The 18474-nt window shown below is 45.4% G+C and carries 19 protein-coding genes and 1 pseudogene; 12 read left to right on the forward strand and 8 right to left on the reverse strand.

The annotated features are described in order from the left end of the window. Nucleotides 1-57 precede the first annotated feature (57 nt). Nucleotides 58-2148: a YjbH domain-containing protein gene (locus tag ACWYU8_RS17340; protein ID WP_457520981.1), complete on the forward strand. Its 2091-nt coding sequence runs from the start codon at nucleotides 58-60 to the stop codon at nucleotides 2146-2148. Between the two features lie 117 nt (nucleotides 2149-2265). On the opposite strand, the gene ACWYU8_RS17345 is transcribed toward ACWYU8_RS17340, so the two are convergent. Then, complete coding sequence (locus ACWYU8_RS17345; RefSeq protein WP_457520982.1) at nucleotides 2266-3132, reverse strand: YicC/YloC family endoribonuclease; 867 nt, start codon at nucleotides 3130-3132, stop codon at nucleotides 2266-2268. Nucleotides 3133-3331: 199 nt separating this feature from the next. On the opposite strand from ACWYU8_RS17345, the gene rph reads away from it, so the two are divergent. Both rph and pyrE read left to right on the forward strand, forming a co-directional pair. Further along, complete coding sequence (gene rph, locus ACWYU8_RS17350) at nucleotides 3332-4048, forward strand: ribonuclease PH (RefSeq protein ID WP_457520983.1); 717 nt, start codon at nucleotides 3332-3334, stop codon at nucleotides 4046-4048. Nucleotides 4049-4200: 152 nt separating this feature from the next. Continuing rightward, nucleotides 4201-4842, forward strand: coding sequence for an orotate phosphoribosyltransferase (gene pyrE, locus ACWYU8_RS17355; protein WP_457520984.1), 642 nt, complete (start codon nucleotides 4201-4203; stop codon nucleotides 4840-4842). Between the two features lie 284 nt (nucleotides 4843-5126). On the opposite strand, the gene ACWYU8_RS17360 is transcribed toward pyrE, so the two are convergent. From ACWYU8_RS17360 to coaBC, 3 genes are all read right to left on the reverse strand, one after another. Beyond that, nucleotides 5127-6077 (reverse strand): Kdo(2)-lipid IV(A) acyltransferase, encoded by a 951-nt coding sequence (locus ACWYU8_RS17360; RefSeq protein WP_457520985.1) that lies wholly within the window; start codon nucleotides 6075-6077, stop codon nucleotides 5127-5129. Between the two features lie 5 nt (nucleotides 6078-6082). Continuing rightward, nucleotides 6083-6673, reverse strand: a complete 591-nt coding sequence (gene slmA / locus ACWYU8_RS17365; RefSeq protein ID WP_444495673.1) for a nucleoid occlusion factor SlmA — start codon at nucleotides 6671-6673, stop codon at nucleotides 6083-6085. Nucleotides 6674-6850: 177 nt separating this feature from the next. After that, nucleotides 6851-8050 (reverse strand): bifunctional phosphopantothenoylcysteine decarboxylase/phosphopantothenate--cysteine ligase CoaBC, encoded by a 1200-nt coding sequence (gene coaBC, locus ACWYU8_RS17370; RefSeq protein WP_457520986.1) that lies wholly within the window; start codon nucleotides 8048-8050, stop codon nucleotides 6851-6853. Nucleotides 8051-8208: 158 nt separating this feature from the next. On the opposite strand from coaBC, the pseudogene ACWYU8_RS17375 reads away from it, so the two are divergent. The 6 genes and pseudogenes from ACWYU8_RS17375 to mutM all read left to right on the forward strand — a co-directional run. Next, nucleotides 8209-8397, forward strand: a pseudogene (locus ACWYU8_RS17375) (HAMP domain-containing protein); the annotation flags it as partial. A gap of 245 nt (nucleotides 8398-8642) precedes the next feature. Next, complete coding sequence (gene radC, locus ACWYU8_RS17380) at nucleotides 8643-9317, forward strand: RadC family protein (RefSeq protein ID WP_457520987.1); 675 nt, start codon at nucleotides 8643-8645, stop codon at nucleotides 9315-9317. A 302-nt stretch (nucleotides 9318-9619) separates the two neighbouring features. After that, nucleotides 9620-9856 (forward strand): 50S ribosomal protein L28, encoded by a 237-nt coding sequence (gene rpmB / locus ACWYU8_RS17385; protein ID WP_444495677.1) that lies wholly within the window; start codon nucleotides 9620-9622, stop codon nucleotides 9854-9856. A 13-nt stretch (nucleotides 9857-9869) separates the two neighbouring features. Further along, the gene (rpmG, locus tag ACWYU8_RS17390; RefSeq protein ID WP_004410866.1) at nucleotides 9870-10040 is read left to right on the forward strand and encodes a 50S ribosomal protein L33; all 171 of its coding nucleotides are present in this window, start codon (nucleotides 9870-9872) and stop codon (nucleotides 10038-10040) included. 357 nt (nucleotides 10041-10397) lie between these two features. Then, on the forward strand, nucleotides 10398-10874 hold the full coding sequence (locus tag ACWYU8_RS17395; protein WP_457520988.1) for a hypothetical protein: 477 nt from the start codon (nucleotides 10398-10400) through the stop codon (nucleotides 10872-10874). An 87-nt stretch (nucleotides 10875-10961) separates the two neighbouring features. After that, the gene (mutM, locus tag ACWYU8_RS17400) at nucleotides 10962-11771 is read left to right on the forward strand and encodes a bifunctional DNA-formamidopyrimidine glycosylase/DNA-(apurinic or apyrimidinic site) lyase (protein ID WP_457520989.1); all 810 of its coding nucleotides are present in this window, start codon (nucleotides 10962-10964) and stop codon (nucleotides 11769-11771) included. 98 nt (nucleotides 11772-11869) lie between these two features. Here mutM and coaD read toward each other — a convergent pair whose 3' ends face one another. Genes coaD through ACWYU8_RS17415 form a run of 3 tightly spaced genes read right to left on the reverse strand, consistent with a single transcriptional unit; the run spans nucleotide 11870 to nucleotide 14441 of the window. Further along, nucleotides 11870-12349, reverse strand: a complete 480-nt coding sequence (coaD, locus tag ACWYU8_RS17405) for a pantetheine-phosphate adenylyltransferase (protein ID WP_457520990.1) — start codon at nucleotides 12347-12349, stop codon at nucleotides 11870-11872. Further along, on the reverse strand, nucleotides 12346-13377 hold the full coding sequence (locus ACWYU8_RS17410) for a glycosyltransferase family 4 protein (RefSeq protein WP_457520991.1): 1032 nt from the start codon (nucleotides 13375-13377) through the stop codon (nucleotides 12346-12348). The genes coaD and ACWYU8_RS17410 overlap by 4 nt, the downstream gene beginning before the upstream one ends. Then, on the reverse strand, nucleotides 13374-14441 hold the full coding sequence (locus ACWYU8_RS17415; protein WP_457520992.1) for a glycosyltransferase family 9 protein: 1068 nt from the start codon (nucleotides 14439-14441) through the stop codon (nucleotides 13374-13376). Before ACWYU8_RS17415 ends, ACWYU8_RS17410 begins: the two co-directional genes overlap by 4 nt. A gap of 433 nt (nucleotides 14442-14874) precedes the next feature. Here ACWYU8_RS17415 and ACWYU8_RS17420 point away from each other — a divergent pair, with 433 nt between their 5' ends. Further along, nucleotides 14875-15879 carry a glycosyltransferase family 9 protein gene (locus ACWYU8_RS17420; RefSeq protein ID WP_457520993.1) on the forward strand — a complete coding sequence of 335 codons (1005 nt, stop codon included), beginning with the start codon at nucleotides 14875-14877 and terminating at the stop codon, nucleotides 15877-15879. Between the two features lie 142 nt (nucleotides 15880-16021). On the opposite strand, the gene ACWYU8_RS17425 is transcribed toward ACWYU8_RS17420, so the two are convergent. After that, nucleotides 16022-17140, reverse strand: a complete 1119-nt coding sequence (locus ACWYU8_RS17425; protein ID WP_457520994.1) for a glycosyltransferase family 4 protein — start codon at nucleotides 17138-17140, stop codon at nucleotides 16022-16024. Between the two features lie 202 nt (nucleotides 17141-17342). Here ACWYU8_RS17425 and ACWYU8_RS17430 point away from each other — a divergent pair, with 202 nt between their 5' ends. After that, on the forward strand, nucleotides 17343-17729 hold the full coding sequence (locus ACWYU8_RS17430) for a diacylglycerol kinase (RefSeq protein ID WP_457520995.1): 387 nt from the start codon (nucleotides 17343-17345) through the stop codon (nucleotides 17727-17729). A gap of 8 nt (nucleotides 17730-17737) precedes the next feature. Beyond that, nucleotides 17738-18442 carry a 3-deoxy-D-manno-octulosonic acid kinase gene (locus tag ACWYU8_RS17435; RefSeq protein WP_457520996.1) on the forward strand — a complete coding sequence of 235 codons (705 nt, stop codon included), beginning with the start codon at nucleotides 17738-17740 and terminating at the stop codon, nucleotides 18440-18442. The last annotated feature ends 32 nt before the right edge of the window (nucleotides 18443-18474 follow it).

Here is an 18474-nt window from a genome sequence, read left to right on the forward strand (position 1 = left end):
AAATGAGTCACCCACGGCTTCGCGCTTTGGGTGACTTTTTATCAATGGATGTATCGCATGTTCCAACCAAAAATTTCACTACAAAGCTGCATTCGAACAGTTTTGCTCTTAGCCCCTTGTGCCAGTTTTGCCTCGCCCGATAACCTTTCTTCTTATCAGAGTTTTACCGGGTTGGGATTTACGCCAAATGCTCAGGTGATTGATACTGGGGATTTTCATGTGTCTTTCAGCCAAGGTGTGCCTTATAAGGGAACCATTGCTTCACTTGATGATTGGTTTCTGGGCGCAGGCATTCTGCCCGGCGTCGAAGCTGGAGGGAGAGTCGTTACTCAAACTTACGACTGTAATCAATATTTCGACTACGACTGTGGAACTCGAGACTTGTCGGCATCTTTCAAGGTTCAAGTGCCATATGTCTATGACTTGACCGGTATCCAATTGGCCTTGGGGGTTCAAGATGTTGGCGGCGCTGCCAGCAAATTTGATGCGGCTTATGTCGTCGCAGATAAAACGTTTGAAGATTATGAGTTACGTTTTAGCGCAGGTTATAGCAAGTCAGATATTAGCCTTGAGATTATGGATGGGCCTTTTGGTGGGGTAGAGTGGCAACCGTTACCCTTTGCCCAGCTTGTTGGCGAATACGATGCCAGCGAATTCAATGTGACAGCGAAGGTTTTTACTCCCGAGGGTTTTTTACCTTATGGTATTCAAACGTCTGCCCACGTTGAACTTTACACTGGTCACGAGAATAGTGACCAGACGTTATGGGGTATTAATACGGCTATTCCGCTATTAGGTTATCGCAGTCATAGCCGTCAGCAATTACAAAAGCCTGAACATGACAGTACCAAACAGCTTCTAGATTCTCAGTTAGCTGAAAGCAAATCGACCAGCCTGTCATCTTTACAGCAAGCACTCCAGAATGAAGGTTTTATCAATATTCAAACGGGTACTCATCATAACCAGTTTGTTGTTGCCCTCGAAAACCGCCGTTATAACCACAACGAAGTGGATGGTGTCGGCGTAGCCCTTGGCTTGATCGCTACAAACCTTAGCCATGGTACGCTTGCTGGCGTAGTGGGTGAGAATTATGCTCCAGTTATCAACTTGCTGCTGCTGAATAACAACATACCAGTAATGCGAATATCCACGACACTGGACTGTTATCAGGACTTTTTGGCGACAGGCGAGTTATGTGAACAGACATCATTTTCCTCAACGCACTTAAATGAATACCGAAAACAGGCTCAGTTGCTCCATCAGGAAATCAGTGCTGGGGCTGGCCGTTCACAACTCATTTTTGCGCCAATTATGAATTACAATGTTGCCACGGAATATGGTGTCTTTGACTATTCTATTGGTCTTAGTTCTAACCTGTATACTCCCCTGTGGCAAGGCGCAGCGTTTGATATTCGACATGTATTACCACTCGGTGATAGCGATGATTATCAGAGCGGAGAGTATTGGGAAAATCAAAGCTTAGATAACGAAATTGACCGTGTTCTTATTCATCAGGCTTTTCGGTTGCCCATCGATATCATGACTCAGTTTTCGGCAGGTTATGTCTATGGTGGTTATCTTGGTGCGATGAATGAAACCCAGTGGAATTCACCTGAGGGGCATCATGGCGTTGGTTTTCAAATCAGCAGCTTTAAATACAAGGATGACGTCGATTCACTCGGTCGTGAAATAGAAGACAAAGCCACTCGCTTAGCTAGCTATACCTATTCAAGACCAGAATGGAACTGGCAGTTAAGCGTCCGGGGCGGGGAGTACTGGCGTGGGGATAAAGGCTACGATATCACCACGACGCATTGGCTGGGTGACACTAAACTCTATGCGAAGTATTTAAGCAGTGAAAATGAAGAGTTCATGACCCTGGGCGTCTCTTTGCCGTTGACACTTTGGCGAGACATGAAGCCAGGATATTTACAGGTTCGAGGTACCGACCAATATGAGTTGATGGTGCAAACTCGAATCAATGAGTCCAGCAACACTCTAAGTTCTGGAGTTGGCCAGTTTGTCGAGTTGCAACATAGTTTGGAACGTGAGTATCTGAATCGTTCTAGGCTCACACCTGCGTACTTCGATACAGAGCAACAGCGGATGAGAAACGCGTATCTTCGTCTGTTAGAACAAGAGCGGTAAATACATTAGAAAGTAACACTGAAGGGCGGTTTCCTTGCGTAGGAGCCGCCCTTTTTTTGTTTTAGAGTCTTTGTCTACAGATAATATGTAGTCTTTGATCTCTACGCTCACAAAGCGCTATTCAATATTCTGAATTTGCTCACGCATCTGCTCAATCAGAACTTTTAGCTCAACGCCCGAAGCAGTGATGTCTGTGCTGATCGATTTAGACGCTAGTGTGTTCGATTCACGGTTGAATTCTTGCATCATGAAGTCCAGACGACGGCCAACTGCGCCACCTTTTTTCAGAATGTTATTGGTTTCTTTTACGTGTGAGTCCAGACGATCCAATTCTTCCGCGACGTCTGATTTCTGCGCTAACAGGATCAGCTCTTGCTCGACGCGAGATGGATCCAGTTCGATTTTGGCATCTTCAAATTTCGAGAACAGACGCTCGCGTTGCCACTCCAGAATTTCTGGCATGCGCGCACGCACTTTTACTACTTCCGCGGTAATCCCATCGAGACGTTGTTCGATCAGCGCTTTCATGTTGTCGCCTTCGCGACCACGCGCATCAATAAACTCGCTCAATGCTTCATCAAAAGCACTCAGTAAAACTTTGTTTACCTCATCCATGTCCTGTTCAGGTGTTTCCATTACACCCGGCCACTGCATAACCTGGAATGGGTTAATGCGGCTAAGTTCACCAGTCATGTGCATCACTTGTTCTGCTGCTTTAATCACTTGGTTTGCCAGCGTTTCATTGATGCTAAGCTCGCCTTTTGCTGCCGGATTGGCTTCAAAACGAAGGTTGCACTCAACTTTACCGCGAGCAAGACGCTTACGAAAACGGTCACGTAGTAAAGGTTCTAAAGCTCGGAACTGCTCTGGCATGCGGAAGTAAGTTTCCAGATAGCGCTGGTTTACACTGCGGATTTCCCATACCGCTGAACCCCAGTCGCCTTTCACTTCTTTGCGCGCATACGCCGTCATACTGTAAATCATCGAATTTTCCTGTCTTCAATTTTTTGAAAATTACCTAGAGAGTGTATCACGGAGTAAGAATTGGTGCGCGGGATGTCGAGTCATGTTGCGGGGAAATGTGTATCGATTGCATGACTTGTGACCTAGGAATCCGGAATCTATTCCGCTATAATCTTCGCCCAATCAAATCGTCTTCTCCTCATATTTAAGGTAGATGCCCATGCGTCCAAACGATCGCAAGGCGGATCAAGTTCGCCCAATCAAAATTACTCGTAACTACACCGCTTACGCTGAAGGCTCAGTATTAGTGGAGTTCGGTAATACCAAAGTGTTGTGTAATGCGACCGTCGAAGAATCTGTACCACGCTGGCTGAAAGGCCAAGGTAAAGGCTGGGTAACTGCAGAATACGGTATGCTGCCACGTGCAACACACTCTCGTACTCGTCGTGAAGCGACAAATGGCAAACAGGGTGGTCGCACCATGGAAATCCAACGTCTTATCGCGCGCAGCCTACGTGCTGTTGTTGATTTGCAAGCGATGGGCGAGTTCATGATCACTGTTGACTGTGACGTAATTCAGGCTGATGGCGGCACACGTACTGCTTCAATCAGTGGTGCAAGCGTTGCATTGGCCGACGCATTCCAGCATCTGATAAATAACGGCAAGTTAAAAGCTAACCCAATGAAAGGCCACGTAGCCGCTGTATCGGTTGGCTTGTTGGGTGATGAAGTGCTTTGTGACCTTGAATATGTAGAAGATTCAGCAGCTGATACCGACATGAACGTTGTCATGACGGAAGAAGGCAAGATGATTGAAATCCAGGGCACTGCAGAAGGTGAACCGTTCAGTCACGAGCAACTGATGGCATTGCTAGAGTCGGCGAAAGTCGGTATTAGCGAGATCGTCGCGGCGCAGAAGGCGGCGTTAGAGAATTAATTATTTAAAAATAGCTTCCCCAAAAAGGAAGCTATTTTTTTACTTATTTTAGAACCTAGAACCTAGAACCTAGAACCTAGAACCTAGAACCTAGAACCTAGAACCTAGAACCTAAATACTTATATCCACACACTGACAATTGAGAGAAATCCATGAAAGCATACCAGCGTGAATTTATTGAGTTTGCACTTGAGAAAGAAGTTCTTAAGTTTGGTGAGTTTACTTTGAAATCAGGCCGTAAGAGCCCTTACTTCTTTAACGCTGGTCTTTTCAATACAGGTCGTGACCTTGCTCGTCTAGGCCGTTTTTATGCAGCAGCATTGGCTGACTCAGGCATCGAGTTTGACGTGCTATTTGGCCCTGCGTACAAAGGTATTCCTATCGCGACGACAACAGCAGTTGCACTTGCGGACCACCACGATATCGACACACCTTACTGTTTTAACCGTAAAGAAGCGAAAGACCACGGTGAAGGCGGCAGCCTAGTAGGTTCGGCGCTTGAAGGTCGTATTATGCTGGTTGATGATGTTATCACTGCAGGTACAGCGATTCGTGAATCGATGGAAATCATCAAGGATAACGGCGCAGACTTAGCTGGCGTATTGGTGGCTATCGATCGCCAGGAAAAAGGTAAAGGTGAGCTTTCTGCGATTCAGGAAGTGGAGCGCGACTTTGGCTGCGCAGTGATCTCTATCGTGAGCCTGGGCGACCTTATCACTTACCTTGAAGAGAAAGGTAACGCGACAGAGCATCTGGAAGCAGTAAAAGCGTACCGCGCAGAATACGGGATTTAAGAAAGGGAAGGGCCTAGGAACACGAGCCTCCTCTTGTGGTCGTCACTCCGAGGAGCATAAGCGACATCAGGAATCTGCTTTCAGTACACTCGGTAAGTAGATCCTGAATCACGCTCCTTCGTCGCTGTTCAGGATGACGGTGTTAGGGTGTAAAATTACTGATTGTTGATTACTAGAGATGTTTTCATTTCTGTATTCAGTAATCTGTATTCCCGAACAACAAGCACAAACGTCGAATAAAGTACCGAACGTTCAACGAGTGACCCTAGACCCTAGGATCTTGGTTATCTATAACGAATCCCTTTCGGTACGTTTTCATCCTGCATGGTTTTGTAGCGTTTATGTAGCCACATCCATTGCTCTGGTGCGCGTAGTATGACTTCTTCTACATACTTGTTCATGTATGCCGCTGCAGCAACTTCATCTTTTTGCGGGTAATCCGCTTCAATGCATTTGTCTGCGATGATCTCATACTTGCCTTGGTCATTTCGGAAGCCTGAGCCCGGGATGATTGCACACTTAGAGGTGTAAGCCAGAATGCTTGTGCCAGTTGTTGTACACGCATCTTCTACTGCGAAGAAAGGCACATACACTGACTTGTTACGGCCGTAATCGTGATCCGGTAGGTAGAACAGGCGCTCACCGCTACGCAGTACGCGAATCATCTTTTTCACGTCTTTGCGGTCAATCAGTTTGTTGCCGTTATGGGTGCGTCCCCAGTACTGAATAAAGTTATAAGCCGGGTTGTCGTGCGGACGAAATGCGCCGTAACCCGCCAGCCCCATGACCGCAAAAGCGCGTGCAGTGACTTCCAGGTTCAATGCGTGAACACAGCACAGCAGAACTCCTTTGCCTTCTTCCGCTTTCTCTTTCAGTGCGCCAAGATCTTTTTCTACCAGCAGGGTTTTAAAACGCCAGGTCGGCCAGAACCAGGTGATGCCAGTTTCGATCAGCGCCATACCGGTGTTTTTGAAGTTCTCTGTGACGATACGGTCGATATCTTCTTGGCTTTTATCTGGGAAAGCCAGTTCCAGATTACGTTTTGCTACGTGAACGCGTTTTTTACCATAGCGCATGCCGAGCTTACCCACTGATTGACCCAGTGAAAGAAGCAAGCGGTACGGGAGAATATTGACGATGATCGCCAGTAGACCAAACCCAATCCACACGCCCCAGTTTCGTGGGTGAAGAAGGGAAAGAGAAAAATCTGGCTGCATGTGGTTGTCTTTACTCATAATCTCTACTTAATTTGTGCACTGAGCAGTGCCCAATATTCGTCAAAGTTTGCAGTAGGCTGGTATTTGAAATCGCTGCGAACAAAGCGGTTTAGGCTGCCTTCTACTTGTCCTAAAATCTGCGCCGCAAGGATACGCTCTTCTACCGGGAAGGATTTACCTTCACGAATTTTACGTTCGCGCAGGATCTGACGCAGTTGCGTTTCAATGCGCTCGAATAACTGATTGATTCGATCACGCAGACGCTCATTCTCAAACATTAAAGCATGACCTGAAAGAATGCGTGTCAATCCTGGGTTACGTTCAGAGAAGACCAGAATCAGGTGCATTACCATGCGAATGCGCTCTAAGGTGTCTTTTTCGTCATCCAGAATGCGGTTGATGCGCGTCATTAAGGCTTCTTCGATGAATTCAATCAAACCCTCGAACATACGAGCTTTACTAGGAAAATGGCGGTAGAGTGCCGCTTCTGAAACGCCAACTTGTTTCGCCAGTTTTGCCGTAGTAATTCGGGAAGCGCCTTCTGTCGATTCAAGCATCTCTGCCAAAGCTTGCAAGATCTCTTCACGACGATTGGATTTTTTACTGCCGGCCATTAGTTATTTCCTTTCAAAATACAAAGTTGAGCGGAGGGGATTATAAGACGCTACGTCGGATCAAACTAGACTACTGAGGGTGGTTTGGGAGGTATGCCACCCTCAATTGTCATGGTTGTACTAAATTTTCGCCAACTTTTATTAAAAAATGAGCAGCTATCAAAAAATGACCAACGATTACATCAGTTCGTGCATTTTCTCGAGGACTTTAAAACTCAATGCTTCTTTTGATTCTAAAGCCAGAGCGAGTTCACCTTTTGGCCAGTAAAGGGTAATCGCGTTGTCATTGCTGTTGAAGCCCTGACCTTCGACCGATACGTCGTTGGCACAGATCATATTTAGGTTTTTCTTCTCTAACTTACCGCGCGCATAAGTTTCAACGTCATTGGTCTCAGCGGCGAAGCCAACGGTAAATGGTCGCTGGTCAGTCATTGCTGCAACCGATGCAACAATATCAGGGTTTTTTACCATTTTGATGACCATCTGGTCGTTGTCTTCAGTCTTTTTCAATTTTTGAGACGCGACTTCTTCCGGACGATAATCGGCAACCGCAGCACAGCTGATAAAAGCATCGTTGCTGGTGGCATGTTCCATCACAGCATCATACATATCTTGCGCGCTTGAGACGTTAACACGCTCAACACCAGCGGGTGTGCTTAAACTTACCGGGCCGCTAACCAGTGTTACTTTTGCGCCCATATGCGCTGCCGCACTTGCCAGCGCATAGCCCATTTTACCGGAGCTGTGATTAGAGATATAACGCACCGGATCGATAGCTTCGCGGGTAGGGCCAGCTGTGATTAATACGGATTTTCCTTCGAGCACTTTAGGCTGAAAAAACTGCTCACACAGATGTACCAGTTGCATTGGCTCTAACATACGGCCCGGGCCAACATCACCACATGCTTGTTCGCCAGCACCCGGTCCCCAAATATGTATGCCACGACGAGCTAAGGTTGCGATGTTCTCTTGTGTTGCCACATTGCTATACATCTGCTGGTTCATCGCCGGAGATACCGCGACTGGCGAATCAGTGGCTAACACTAGGGTTGTCAGTAGGTCGTTACCCATTCCAGCCGCCAGACGAGCAATCAAGTCTGCGGTAGCAGGCGCAAGCAGAACCAAATCTGCCCATTTTGCTAACTCGATGTGCCCCATGGAAGCTTCTGCTGCGGGATCGAATAAGCTGTCAGAGACTGGATGGCCAGAAACCGCTTGCATGGTGAGTGGCGTAATAAACTCCTTGGCAGAATTGGTCATCACGACGCGTACTTGTGCGCCTCTCTCTATTAAGCGACGGGTTAGCTCCGCACATTTATACGCGGCAATACCACCACTGATGCCGAGTAGAATTTTCTTTCCTGCTAGTGTTTGCATGTGAGATCTCCAAATTTACTGGCGACGAGTTTAGCACAACTCAAACTTCTGCCACGTGTATAAACCCAAATAACCTCGAGATACGTTCTCATATCGCCCGTTGAGAGCGCATCACTGATACAAATTCTGCGTCACATTACTTGCAAATATTTCGCAGTGCTAATTCTTTTAAAGATGTCGCTGCTGGAGGTGGTGATTTAACAGCGCGCCTGAAAGTAGAAAGTCAAGACGAAGTAGGTGAATTAGCGGCCGCTTTTAATGAGTTCATGGATAAGCTGCCCCCGCTAATGACGGACATTCATCGTTCGGCATCAACCGTACAGAGTGCGGTCTCTGAAGATATCAACCTTAACTTGGTTGCGGTTCAGCAGATCGTTAATAACATTCCTGACACCCTGCAACATGCGGAGACGATAAGCGCTAAGCTGTCGCAATCCGGAACTGAGATCAACGATCTGGTTGGTAATTTTAAACTCTGATGAACGACTAGATTACACAGAAATTCAGAACCGAACCCAAAAAGCGAAAGTTACTCTCGACTTTTGCTTTTTGTTTTGTTGAATAGGGGTTCTTACTTTCAAAGAGACAGTTGATGAATCTCAAATCTCTACCGAATGAGTCGATGCCCCGAGAGAAGCTCCTTCAGAGAGGGCCGCAAGCGTTAACCGATGCTGAATTGCTCGCTATATTTCTGCGTACAGGCACACAAGGAATGAATGTGGTTGAACTGGCCGATTTCCTCATTCAGGATTTTGGCTCGCTCAGGCAGTTGTTTTCGGCATCAGAAAAAGAGTTCTGCCAGCATAAAGGGTTAGGGCAGGCGAAGTATGCCCAGTTGCAAGCGGTGCTAGAGATGACTCAGCGTTATTTAGCCGAAACCTTAAAGCGTGGCGACGCTTTGACCAGCCCGGATCAAACCAAACTGTATCTCTCTTCTATTTTAAGAGATCGGCAAAGAGAAGTTTTTTACATTCTTTTCCTCGATAACCAGCACAGAGTAATAAAAGATGAGATTTTATTCGAAGGAACCTTGGATGCGGCGTCGGTTTATCCGCGAGAAGTGGTGAAGCGAGCCTTACATCACAACGCAGCAGCACTGATACTAGCCCATAATCATCCCTCGGGTGTCGCTGAGCCAAGCCAGGCTGACAGAAGAATTACCCGCCGTTTAATCGACGCTTTGAACCTGGTAGATATCCGCATTTTGGACCATTTCGTCATTGGTGATGGTGAAAGTGTCTCTTTTGCTGAAAGAGGATGGATATAACTGAGCGTTTTTTAGGTTGTTAGTTGCAAAAAATCTGCTATTATCCACGCCACTAAATTTTAAACTGAATTCAGCTTGGACTGCTAGAAAAACCTGCTGTCTAAAAAAAGATCACGAAAACCTGTAAAAAGGATCTGTTCGGGTCTTGAGCAATGCATGTCAAGTTAGTATAATGCGCGACCTTTGATAGCCTTGTATGGATTTTCCATAGCGGTTCTTAACCTCTAACTTCTTTTTGTGAGATAGAGAGGTTCGGCCACCAAGGTTGATATCGAGCTGAAACGATTTTGGAGAAGACATTCATGTCACGAGTATGCCAAGTAACTGGTAAGCGTCCAGTAACGGGTAACAACCGTTCACACGCACGAAATGCTACTAAGCGTCGTTTTCTGCCGAACCTACAAACTCATCGTTTCTGGGTAGAGAGCGAAAAACGTTTTGTTAAACTACGTCTATCTGCTAAAGGTATGCGCATCATCGACAAGAAAGGTATTGATACTGTTCTTGCTGATATCCGTGCACGTGGCGAAAACGTTTAAGAGGAAATAAGCAATGGCAAAGAAAGGCGTTCGTGAGAAAATCCGTCTAGTATCTTCTGCAGGTACAGGCCACTTCTACACAACTGATAAGAACAAGCGTAACATGCCAGGCAAATTTGAGATCAAGAAATTTGATCCAGTTGTACGCCAGCACGTTATGTACAAAGAAGCAAAAATCAAATAATTGGTTTCTGACTCTTTTACGAATTGAAAAACCCAGCTTTCGAGTTGGGTTTTTTATTGGGTAAAATAAAGGGACGAGGTCCTAGGTGGCTAGGGTCCTAGGTGTGTTTGCGGTAAGTTCAGTGCTAAACGCAAGATCCAGTGTTCGTTGCTTTGGAATACGGAGCGCTTCGCTTAAAGATTACGGAAGGGGTGAACATCATCAGTATTCAGTATTCCCAAAAAGCAAATATAAGAATTTCCGTTTATAACTTTATTCCCAACGGGTTCCCCTAGGACCTAATCCCTAGGATCTAGGACCTTTCTTTCCTCCTAGAACCTTATAATCCTAAGCTCTCTCAACCTACGGTCTTGAATCATGCGCATTAGTCCGGCTCGTCGTCGCCGATGGAACAATATTCTTATCCTGGGCATCATCGCTTTTATCGTGATCTTAAATGCGCCGATGTGGATCAAAACCTACCTGTTATCGGAAGAGGTGGATCCTTATCCTAACTTGCTTCGTTCTGATTATACTGTCAGCGCGATTTACTATAGCGGTTGGGAAATGGATCTTAACAATGGCCAGTGGCAGTCTAATATTAAAACCAATATCCCTGCGGCTGAGCTAGTGTCACGCTGGCAATCACTTGAAGGCACAGAGCTCTCTGAGCAGCAATTCGACACCTTGAAATCACAACTTGCTACGCCAGAATCAATTGAAGTCTGGTATCAGGGGCTTGATGAGCCACAACGCGTGACTTTTTACCGCTTAACGGATTTTTGGCTGTTTAAGAACTGGGAGGATAAGTGGATCGCGATTTCGGTCGGTGATGACTACCTCCTTCCTGAGTAACCTTAGCGCGTGAAGTGTCACTCTTTGTACATTTCGATTATGCTAGCCGAGTAGTGAATAAGAATAACCAAATGAGCGGAGCCGAGAATGCCTGAATTACCCGAAGTTGAAGTCAGCCGTATGGGAATCACGCCACATATGCTGGGTCAAACGATCCAGGCATTTGTGTTTCGTACACCCAAACTTCGCTGGGATATTCCTCAGGAGCTGAAACAACTTGAAGGGCAGGTAATACGTGCAATTCGTCGCCGAGCTAAATATCTGTTGATTGAGACCGATATGGGAACCGCGATTGTTCATCTCGGCATGTCTGGCTCCTTACGTGTGCTTGATGCGGATTTTCCTGCGGCGAAGCACGATCACGTCGATCTGAAATTGTCTAACGGTAAGGTTCTGCGCTACAACGATCCGCGTCGATTTGGTGCGTGGTTATGGTGTGCACCGGGTGAGTCACACACAGTGCTTGATCATATGGGACCAGAGCCGTTAACCGAAGAATTCAACGTTGAGTATGTAGCAAAGAAAGCTCAGGGTAAGCGTGTTGCCATTAAGCAATTCATTATGGACAACAAAGTCGTGGTTGGGGTAGGAAATATTTACGCCAACGAATCCCTGTTTAAGTCACGAATTCACCCTACCAGATCGGCAGGCACAGTGACGAAACAGGAGTGGTCTCTACTGGTCGATAACATCAAAAGCACGTTAAGAATCGCGATAAATCAAGGCGGCACTACACTGAAAGATTTTGCTCAGGCAGATGGTAAACCTGGATACTTTGCTCAAGAGCTATTGGTGTATGGCAAAGCAGGTGAGCCATGTCCGGAGTGTGGAGAACCACTGCAAGAGCAGAAGATTGGCCAGCGTAATACTTTCTTCTGCGATGAATGCCAGAAGTAAATTTTCGCTGATCCTTGCGACGTAATGTTCAATTGGAAGAGAAGGCCTGACTCGAACCGTTATTGAAGACTATAAATCGGTTTCGTCAGGCTTTTTAATTAATTGCGTTTCTTGTTATGCATCGCGTCCGCAACAATTTTTGGCACGAATGAACTGACGTCACCACCATGAATCGCGACTTCACGCACGATGGTCGATGAAATAAACGCGTATTCTTCGGCTGGAGTGAGAAAAACGCTCTCCAACCCAGGCAGTAAGCGGCGATACATATTGGTTAAACCGAATTCGTACTCAAAGTCCACGGTGGTTCTTAGACCGCGAATGAGTATGTTGGCATTCACGTCCCGAGCAAAATCCACCATCAGCCCTGAAAAACCTTGTGCAGAGACATTATCTAAATGTGCCGTGACATTTTTTACAAAATCGACGCGCTCCTCCAGTGTAAACATGGTGTTTTTACTTGGACTTTCTGCGACAGCGACAATGACTTCGTCAAACATATCTGCAGCACGCTCAATTAAATCAAGGTGGCCATTGGTTATTGGGTCAAAGGTTCCCGGGTAGATTACTTTTTTCATTTTTCTATTTTCTTATAAAGCTCAAGGTACTGCTTGGAAGTATAACTAATGTCGAACTTTTCGAGTTTTTTTATGCCATTTTGTATAAAGCTGGCTCGTTTTTGTTCGTCTTCATAGAGTGAGATGATGTACTTGGCTAACTCATCAGCATTCCCTGGATCTATTAAGAATCCGTTAACATCGTGTTCGATAATATCCGGGATGCCGCCTGTGTTTGAACCAACGACAGGCAATCCTGCCGCCATCCCTTCGAGGATCACTGAGCCCAGACCTTCTGTGTATGAAGGGTGTATTTGCAGATCAGCTGCATGAAACCAGTCACCCATGTTGCTTTGCTTGCCTTCAAAACTGATGTTGCTCAGGCCACTGGCTTGTTGTTCAAGGTGCGACCTTTCTGGGCCATCTCCGAGTAAACAGAACTGTATTGGAAGGCCCGCTTCTTCAAGTTTTTTCGCAGCACTGATGGTGACATCAAATCCTTTATGCTTGATCATGTTCGCGGCTTGAATGACCAAAAATTTGCCCGCAAATCTGAGCTTAATCGACTCGACCCTGTTCTCGTCAACTGGGTAGTGGACCGGAGAACTTGGGATTTTGTGCGTTTCCACTGTTGGATAAGCATCGTTTACACGCTGGACGATTTCTGTGCTCAATCCGACAACCGCTTTAGCCTTGGAATATGCAAGGTTTGCCAACCATTTCTTTTTCAAAGCGTTGTCGATACGACGTGTCACGATATATGGCGTGCCATATAGCATATGCTGAATCAAAGCCCAGTAGATCGCTCTGCCTTCATGCACATGGATCAACGCGCAATCCTGAGTAATTGACTTTGAGTGGGCTTTAGTAAAGTGCGTCGCGAGTACCAGTTTTACGTCCAGTTTACGGATTGCTTCTGCAAAAGGGCTTTTAGGGTTTGCGACAACGGTAAGGTGATAACCTAACTTAACCTGCTGTTTGATAAGTTGCAGAGTTTGGTTTTCACCACCGTGATACCCAGACGCTAAATTGACGTGGCAGATATTCATGCTTTGGCCTTTTCGCTCTGAAGGTTATTGAGAACCTTATCCAGCATAGCGATAACAGACTCGCTGGTAATTCTCTCCATCGCTTTTTCATCCTGAACTCTGGTACGCCAATCGACTTGTGAAGGCAGTTTTTTAGTCTCAGCCCAAAGTGCTTCTATATATACGGAAACGACGTATGCGCGATAGTTGTAAGGTCCGGTACGTGCTGGATTGTGATGTGCATAAAGACCAATCACTGGTGTGCCCATAGCATTGGCCATGTGTGTAGGCCCTGTATCTGGTGCAATGACAACATCTGCTTTATCGAGTAACGCCAGCATTTGCTGCAGCGAACTTTGACCAATGAGATTCGTTACCGGAACATCAAGTGCTTTTTCAATCTCCTGGCCGAGGTCTTTTTCCACTTGCGCAGGACTGCCCGCCAGTATGACATTCAGATTGTTTGCTTTGGCATGGTGAATCACATCCACGTAACCAGCAGCGGTCCAGTTCTTATAAGCTTTACTTGCGCCAGGGACGATGACTAAGTTTGCTTTTTCTTTGCAAAGATGCGCTGCCGCCCAGTTTTCTGCTTCATTGTCATAATGCAGTGACCATGCTGGAGTAAATTCAGGTACGCCCAGTGTGATTGCGAACTGACGCAAGCCATCGAGAACATGATTAGACACCGGAGAGGGCACCTTGACGTTGGTAAACAAACGCTGACCATCCTGACTTCTCTCTGCATCAAAACCAAGTTTATATCTGGCTTTGATACCCAGAGTCAGCAGGCTCGCTCTGATAGCGTATTGCATGTGTAACAAGGCATCAAAGCGAGTCCCTTTAAGTAGTTTCCAGATCCTTAAATACTCGGAGAAGCCATTCTTTTTGTTAAAAACCACCACATTGATGTTTGAAATGGATTTCAGCAATTCGGCCTCAAGGGCGCCAGTGATCCAAGTGATCTCCGTGGTTGGCCAGTGTTTTTGGATCGCTTGTATCACTGCGATAGTGTTACATACATCGCCAATCGCAGAGAGTCTTAAGATACAGATTTTCTGTGGTGGTTTCTTAAAAAGGCTCATGACTCAGAAGAGGTTTGTTATTTGTCTTTGAATTATGCAGTTGCATCCAATGAATGTATAGCCCAATAACCCTGGGAATTGTGATTCAGCGAGAATAGTTTTGTTTATTGAACGTGCAACGATTCGAATTTTTAGCGGTCAAAAAATCCAAGTATTGGCAAACGTCGATATCAACTTTGTGAAGATTTTTCTTTATTTAAATTGTGTTTTAAATATAGGTTTTTGTTAAAAAGGTGAACTGGGATGCAGTTTGTATTTCACACTCACAAAAATACAAGCTTATTGTAAAAATCAGGTCAGTATTTGATATAGTTCGGCGTATTGATTTTCATAAAAAATGTAAAGATTACCGAACCTTATGAGTATATAGGCATAAATTGGTCTATAAGGTAAGGAAAGTTACTGATACGTATAGTATTTGGTGGATATATTAATGACAAACGTGGCTGTATTCGTTCCACACAGAGCACAATTTGGCAACATCACAACGCAAATCCCATTGCTTTGCGCAATAAGAAAAGAAATAAAAGACGCAAATATTACGATTTATACCAAGGCTAAAAATAGTCAGCTTCTTGTTTGTAATGGACTTGCGGACAACATCATTAACTACAAAGGCTGGAGTATTCTGAAAATAGTATCGAGTATCAATTCAAATAAATTTGATAAAGTTTTCAACATCTACTCTGGTTCAGAGCGTGTTCATACGGCATTAGTGCTCGCAAAAACAAAGGAAACATACGCGTTTAGTAACTCAAAGTTGTTAGATAAAAGCGGTTTATACAGTAAGCATGTGTTCACTCAAAAAGGGAAGCAATACATCGCAAAGAACAACTTAGGTTTAGCTAATGCTGTATTTGGTACCAACTACGATACCACCATTATCGGCATGCTTGGTTCCGTTTCTGGAGCCAAAACCAAGAAAAGTTCATTGACTCTGGTGCCAGGTGGCGGAGCTGGTCCTTTTAAGGTTTGGCCAATTGAAAAGTACTGTGAAGCAGCGAAAGATATCTACCTGAAATCAGAAAAAATTGACAAAATTAATGTCATTCTTGGTCCTCAGGAGAGTGCCAAGGCGGCGACCGTTGAGGTTTTATTACAAGATGTGCCTTACGAGATAAAGCTTTCCCCCTCTATTTCTGAGCTGGTGGACATCGCTAATGAATCCGCTTTAACTTTATCTAATGACTGCGGCCCGTGCCATATCTTCCAGATGATGAAGGTTCCGATGGTGATGATTTGGGGATGGGATACCAGAACTACTACGCCTATTGCTCCTTATTATGCTTTACCTGAGTGGTACCATTGTACTAGTCATTCTTGGTGCGTGTTCCCTGAAGAGTGCAGTAAGTCCATCGAATCTATTTCTGCGGAAAGGGTAAGCAGCTTATCTTTGATGGAACTAAGTCGAGATACTCGGTTGGAAGAAACGGCTTAATGGTATTTCGGCTAATTGCCAGATAAGACTTTGTCTATCTTCAGCTTTTTCGATCTTCGGAATGACTCTATCTTCATAATGAAAAAGGCGCCTTACTTCCGTGACATGGTTGGTAAGGCGCCTTTGAATTTCTACCGTAAAGTTAAGCGTTTTGCTGCTTCTTTTCCCACGCTTGTTTAATCAGCTGGTAATTCATTTCCATAATATTGTTCACATCCAGCGGTTCGACCGAGGCTCGGCAAGCCATTTGGAACTCTGCAGATTTTGCCTTGTCAGCCCAATAAGCCATCTGTTGTGCCAGCTTTTCAATTGAAAAATCAGATTCAAGAATCGAGCTGACTTCATCATTCATCACCTCTTTTGCTCCGCAGTCGACCGTGGTAATCACCGGACAGCCGCTCGATAATGCTTCGATGGCGGTAAAACCAAATGGTTCATATTTGGTAGGAAACACATAACAAGACGCCATGCTGAAGAAGACTTCCGGGTTGCTTTGTTTGCCTAAGAAGTGGCACTTATCTTCAATGCCGAGTTCTTTCGCGAGGTCTTTGTATTGTTGAGGGTGTTGTTCATTCCCCACGATGACCAGGCTCGCCTTTTCTTTCAGCAGGCTAAATGCCTTGAGTGTCGGCTCCAGTCCTTTGCGGTGATAGCCCGAACCCAGAAAGAGAAAAATAGGATGTGTATCGTCAAGTTGCAGCTTTTGTTTTAGCTCTGCTACTTGCTCTGCGCAGTTCTCGCGTGAGAATCTATTCAGGTCAACCGCATTGTGAATCGTGGCAATCTTCTCCGGAGCAACGCCGTAATCTTCCATGATTTCATCACTGCTTTTATGCGAGTTCGATACGACGAACAGATTATCGGCAGACGACAGCGCTTTGCGCTCGATATACATCGAAACTCGGTCTCTTGGTGTCGGGCGTTTGTTCTTTCTCAGGTCCACAATGTGTTTACGAGTGCCGCCACCCACGCGGATCAGGTCGTGTGTCCAGGTTTTTCCTAGTGCATACACAATGTCGTAGTCGTTGTCGTTTACGTGCTTTTCAACCGCTTTGGCGAATCGGTAGGCTCTGTGCGCTTTACCAATACTGATTGGTTTTAGTGAGACAAACTTAATGTTTGGGTGACTTGGTTCCTCGTGGGAACGGCAAATAATGGTGACATCTTCACCTTGTTCACAAAGGTATTTGGACAATTGATTTAAGAACAGTTCTGTACCGCCAACCTTAGCGTGACGCATGTGAATCAGTGCAATCTTCATTATGAACCCTAAAGCAGAATATAGTGTTTATGTTAGCTTAAACGTAAGTTTACCAAAGGTCTTACAGTAAAGATGCTGTTCCGGTTTATTTTTTAGGTCAAAGAGAAAGCTTGTTTCCATTTCCGCTCCATTGGTACTGACCACATAACCATGTAGAATACGTCGCGTGACGGTTTAGGCGAACATTCAATCATGGGGCGACATGAACAAAAATAGCGAAACGACTTCCGGAAAACCTGGTCAAACAGGATTAAGACGCATCTACAACGCGACTTTTTATTCCGCTCAAGGGATAAAAGCGGCATTCAAACACGAAGCGGCCATCAGACAAGAAGTGGGCTTATTAGTCTGTGCTGCCATTATCGTATTTTTGTTGGATTTGTCGGCGATAGAGCGTGTATTGATGCTTGGTAGTGTTGTATTGGTGCTGATTGTCGAGTTACTCAATTCAGCCATCGAAGCGGTGGTTGATCGTATTGGTGTTGAACGACATGAACTGAGCGGCAGAGCAAAAGACATTGGGTCGGCAGCCGTCATGGTGGCGTTAATGCTAGCCGGGTTTACTTGGTTATCGATTCTCTTTTTTTAAGGGACATAATGAAACTGTTTCAGCACGACAAAACTCGCGTTTGGTATGACGAGTCATTAGTTTCAGAACCTGAAAAAGCGCTTTTTGATATTGAATACTGGCAGAGCCACAACGCCGTCGTTGGCAGTGCGACTGGTCGAGGTACGACTTGGTTTGTGCAGCTTCATTCTATGCAAGCCGCTCTGCGTCATTATCGTCGAGGTGGCCTGTTCGGTAAGTTAGTTAAAGATAATTACTGGTTTTGCGGTTGGGAAAAGACGCGCAGTGCACAGGAGTATCAGCTCTTACTAACACTGACAGAAGCGGGCGTTCACGTACCAAAGCCGATTGCGGCGAGAGCGGTAAAAACAGGTTTAACCTATCAGGCAGATTTACTCAGCGAGCGAATTCCAAATGCGAAAGATTTAGTCAGCATCCTTCAAGAGCAGGCGTTACCGGCTGAATTGTATCTGCAGATTGGGCAAGAGATTGCCAAAATGCACAAGGCTGGCGTTAATCACACTGATTTGAATATTCATAATATTTTGCTCGATACAAACGACAAAGTGTGGCTGATTGATTTCGATAAGTGTTACCAACAGGCTGGCTCAGACTGGCAAAAAAACAACTTAGATCGATTACTGCGTTCGTTTCGTAAAGAGTTTCACAAGCGTTCTATTCACTGGCAAGAAGAGGAATTTAATCACCTTCTTGCTGGGTATAAAAGTATTTAGAATTTTAATTGCACAGACTGGTTTCTGTGCAA

The sequence above is a fragment of the Vibrio limimangrovi genome, from assembly GCF_054064025.1.

Excerpts from the sequence above, each read along its gene's own strand:
- radC (WP_457520987.1), top strand. The coding sequence starts at position 8,643 with ATGAATCTCAAATCTCTACCGAATGAGTCGATGCCCCGAGAGAAGCTC.
- ACWYU8_RS17420 (WP_457520993.1), top strand. The coding sequence starts at position 14,875 with ATGACAAACGTGGCTGTATTCGTTCCACACAGAGCACAATTTGGCAAC.
- pyrE (WP_457520984.1), top strand. The coding sequence starts at position 4,201 with ATGAAAGCATACCAGCGTGAATTTATTGAGTTTGCACTTGAGAAAGAA.
- ACWYU8_RS17395 (WP_457520988.1), top strand. The coding sequence starts at position 10,398 with ATGCGCATTAGTCCGGCTCGTCGTCGCCGATGGAACAATATTCTTATC.
- ACWYU8_RS17435 (WP_457520996.1), top strand. The coding sequence starts at position 17,738 with ATGAAACTGTTTCAGCACGACAAAACTCGCGTTTGGTATGACGAGTCA.
- ACWYU8_RS17415 (WP_457520992.1), bottom strand. The coding sequence starts at position 14,441 with ATGAGCCTTTTTAAGAAACCACCACAGAAAATCTGTATCTTAAGACTC.
- ACWYU8_RS17430 (WP_457520995.1), top strand. The coding sequence starts at position 17,343 with ATGAACAAAAATAGCGAAACGACTTCCGGAAAACCTGGTCAAACAGGA.
- rph (WP_457520983.1), top strand. The coding sequence starts at position 3,332 with ATGCGTCCAAACGATCGCAAGGCGGATCAAGTTCGCCCAATCAAAATT.
- ACWYU8_RS17410 (WP_457520991.1), bottom strand. The coding sequence starts at position 13,377 with ATGAATATCTGCCACGTCAATTTAGCGTCTGGGTATCACGGTGGTGAA.
- coaD (WP_457520990.1), bottom strand. The coding sequence starts at position 12,349 with ATGAAAAAAGTAATCTACCCGGGAACCTTTGACCCAATAACCAATGGC.
- ACWYU8_RS17345 (WP_457520982.1), bottom strand. The coding sequence starts at position 3,132 with ATGATTTACAGTATGACGGCGTATGCGCGCAAAGAAGTGAAAGGCGAC.
- rpmB (WP_444495677.1), top strand. The coding sequence starts at position 9,620 with ATGTCACGAGTATGCCAAGTAACTGGTAAGCGTCCAGTAACGGGTAAC.
- ACWYU8_RS17360 (WP_457520985.1), bottom strand. The coding sequence starts at position 6,077 with ATGAGTAAAGACAACCACATGCAGCCAGATTTTTCTCTTTCCCTTCTT.
- ACWYU8_RS17425 (WP_457520994.1), bottom strand. The coding sequence starts at position 17,140 with ATGAAGATTGCACTGATTCACATGCGTCACGCTAAGGTTGGCGGTACA.
- mutM (WP_457520989.1), top strand. The coding sequence starts at position 10,962 with ATGCCTGAATTACCCGAAGTTGAAGTCAGCCGTATGGGAATCACGCCA.
- ACWYU8_RS17340 (WP_457520981.1), top strand. The coding sequence starts at position 58 with ATGTTCCAACCAAAAATTTCACTACAAAGCTGCATTCGAACAGTTTTG.
- slmA (WP_444495673.1), bottom strand. The coding sequence starts at position 6,673 with ATGGCCGGCAGTAAAAAATCCAATCGTCGTGAAGAGATCTTGCAAGCT.
- coaBC (WP_457520986.1), bottom strand. The coding sequence starts at position 8,050 with ATGCAAACACTAGCAGGAAAGAAAATTCTACTCGGCATCAGTGGTGGT.
- rpmG (WP_004410866.1), top strand. The coding sequence starts at position 9,870 with ATGGCAAAGAAAGGCGTTCGTGAGAAAATCCGTCTAGTATCTTCTGCA.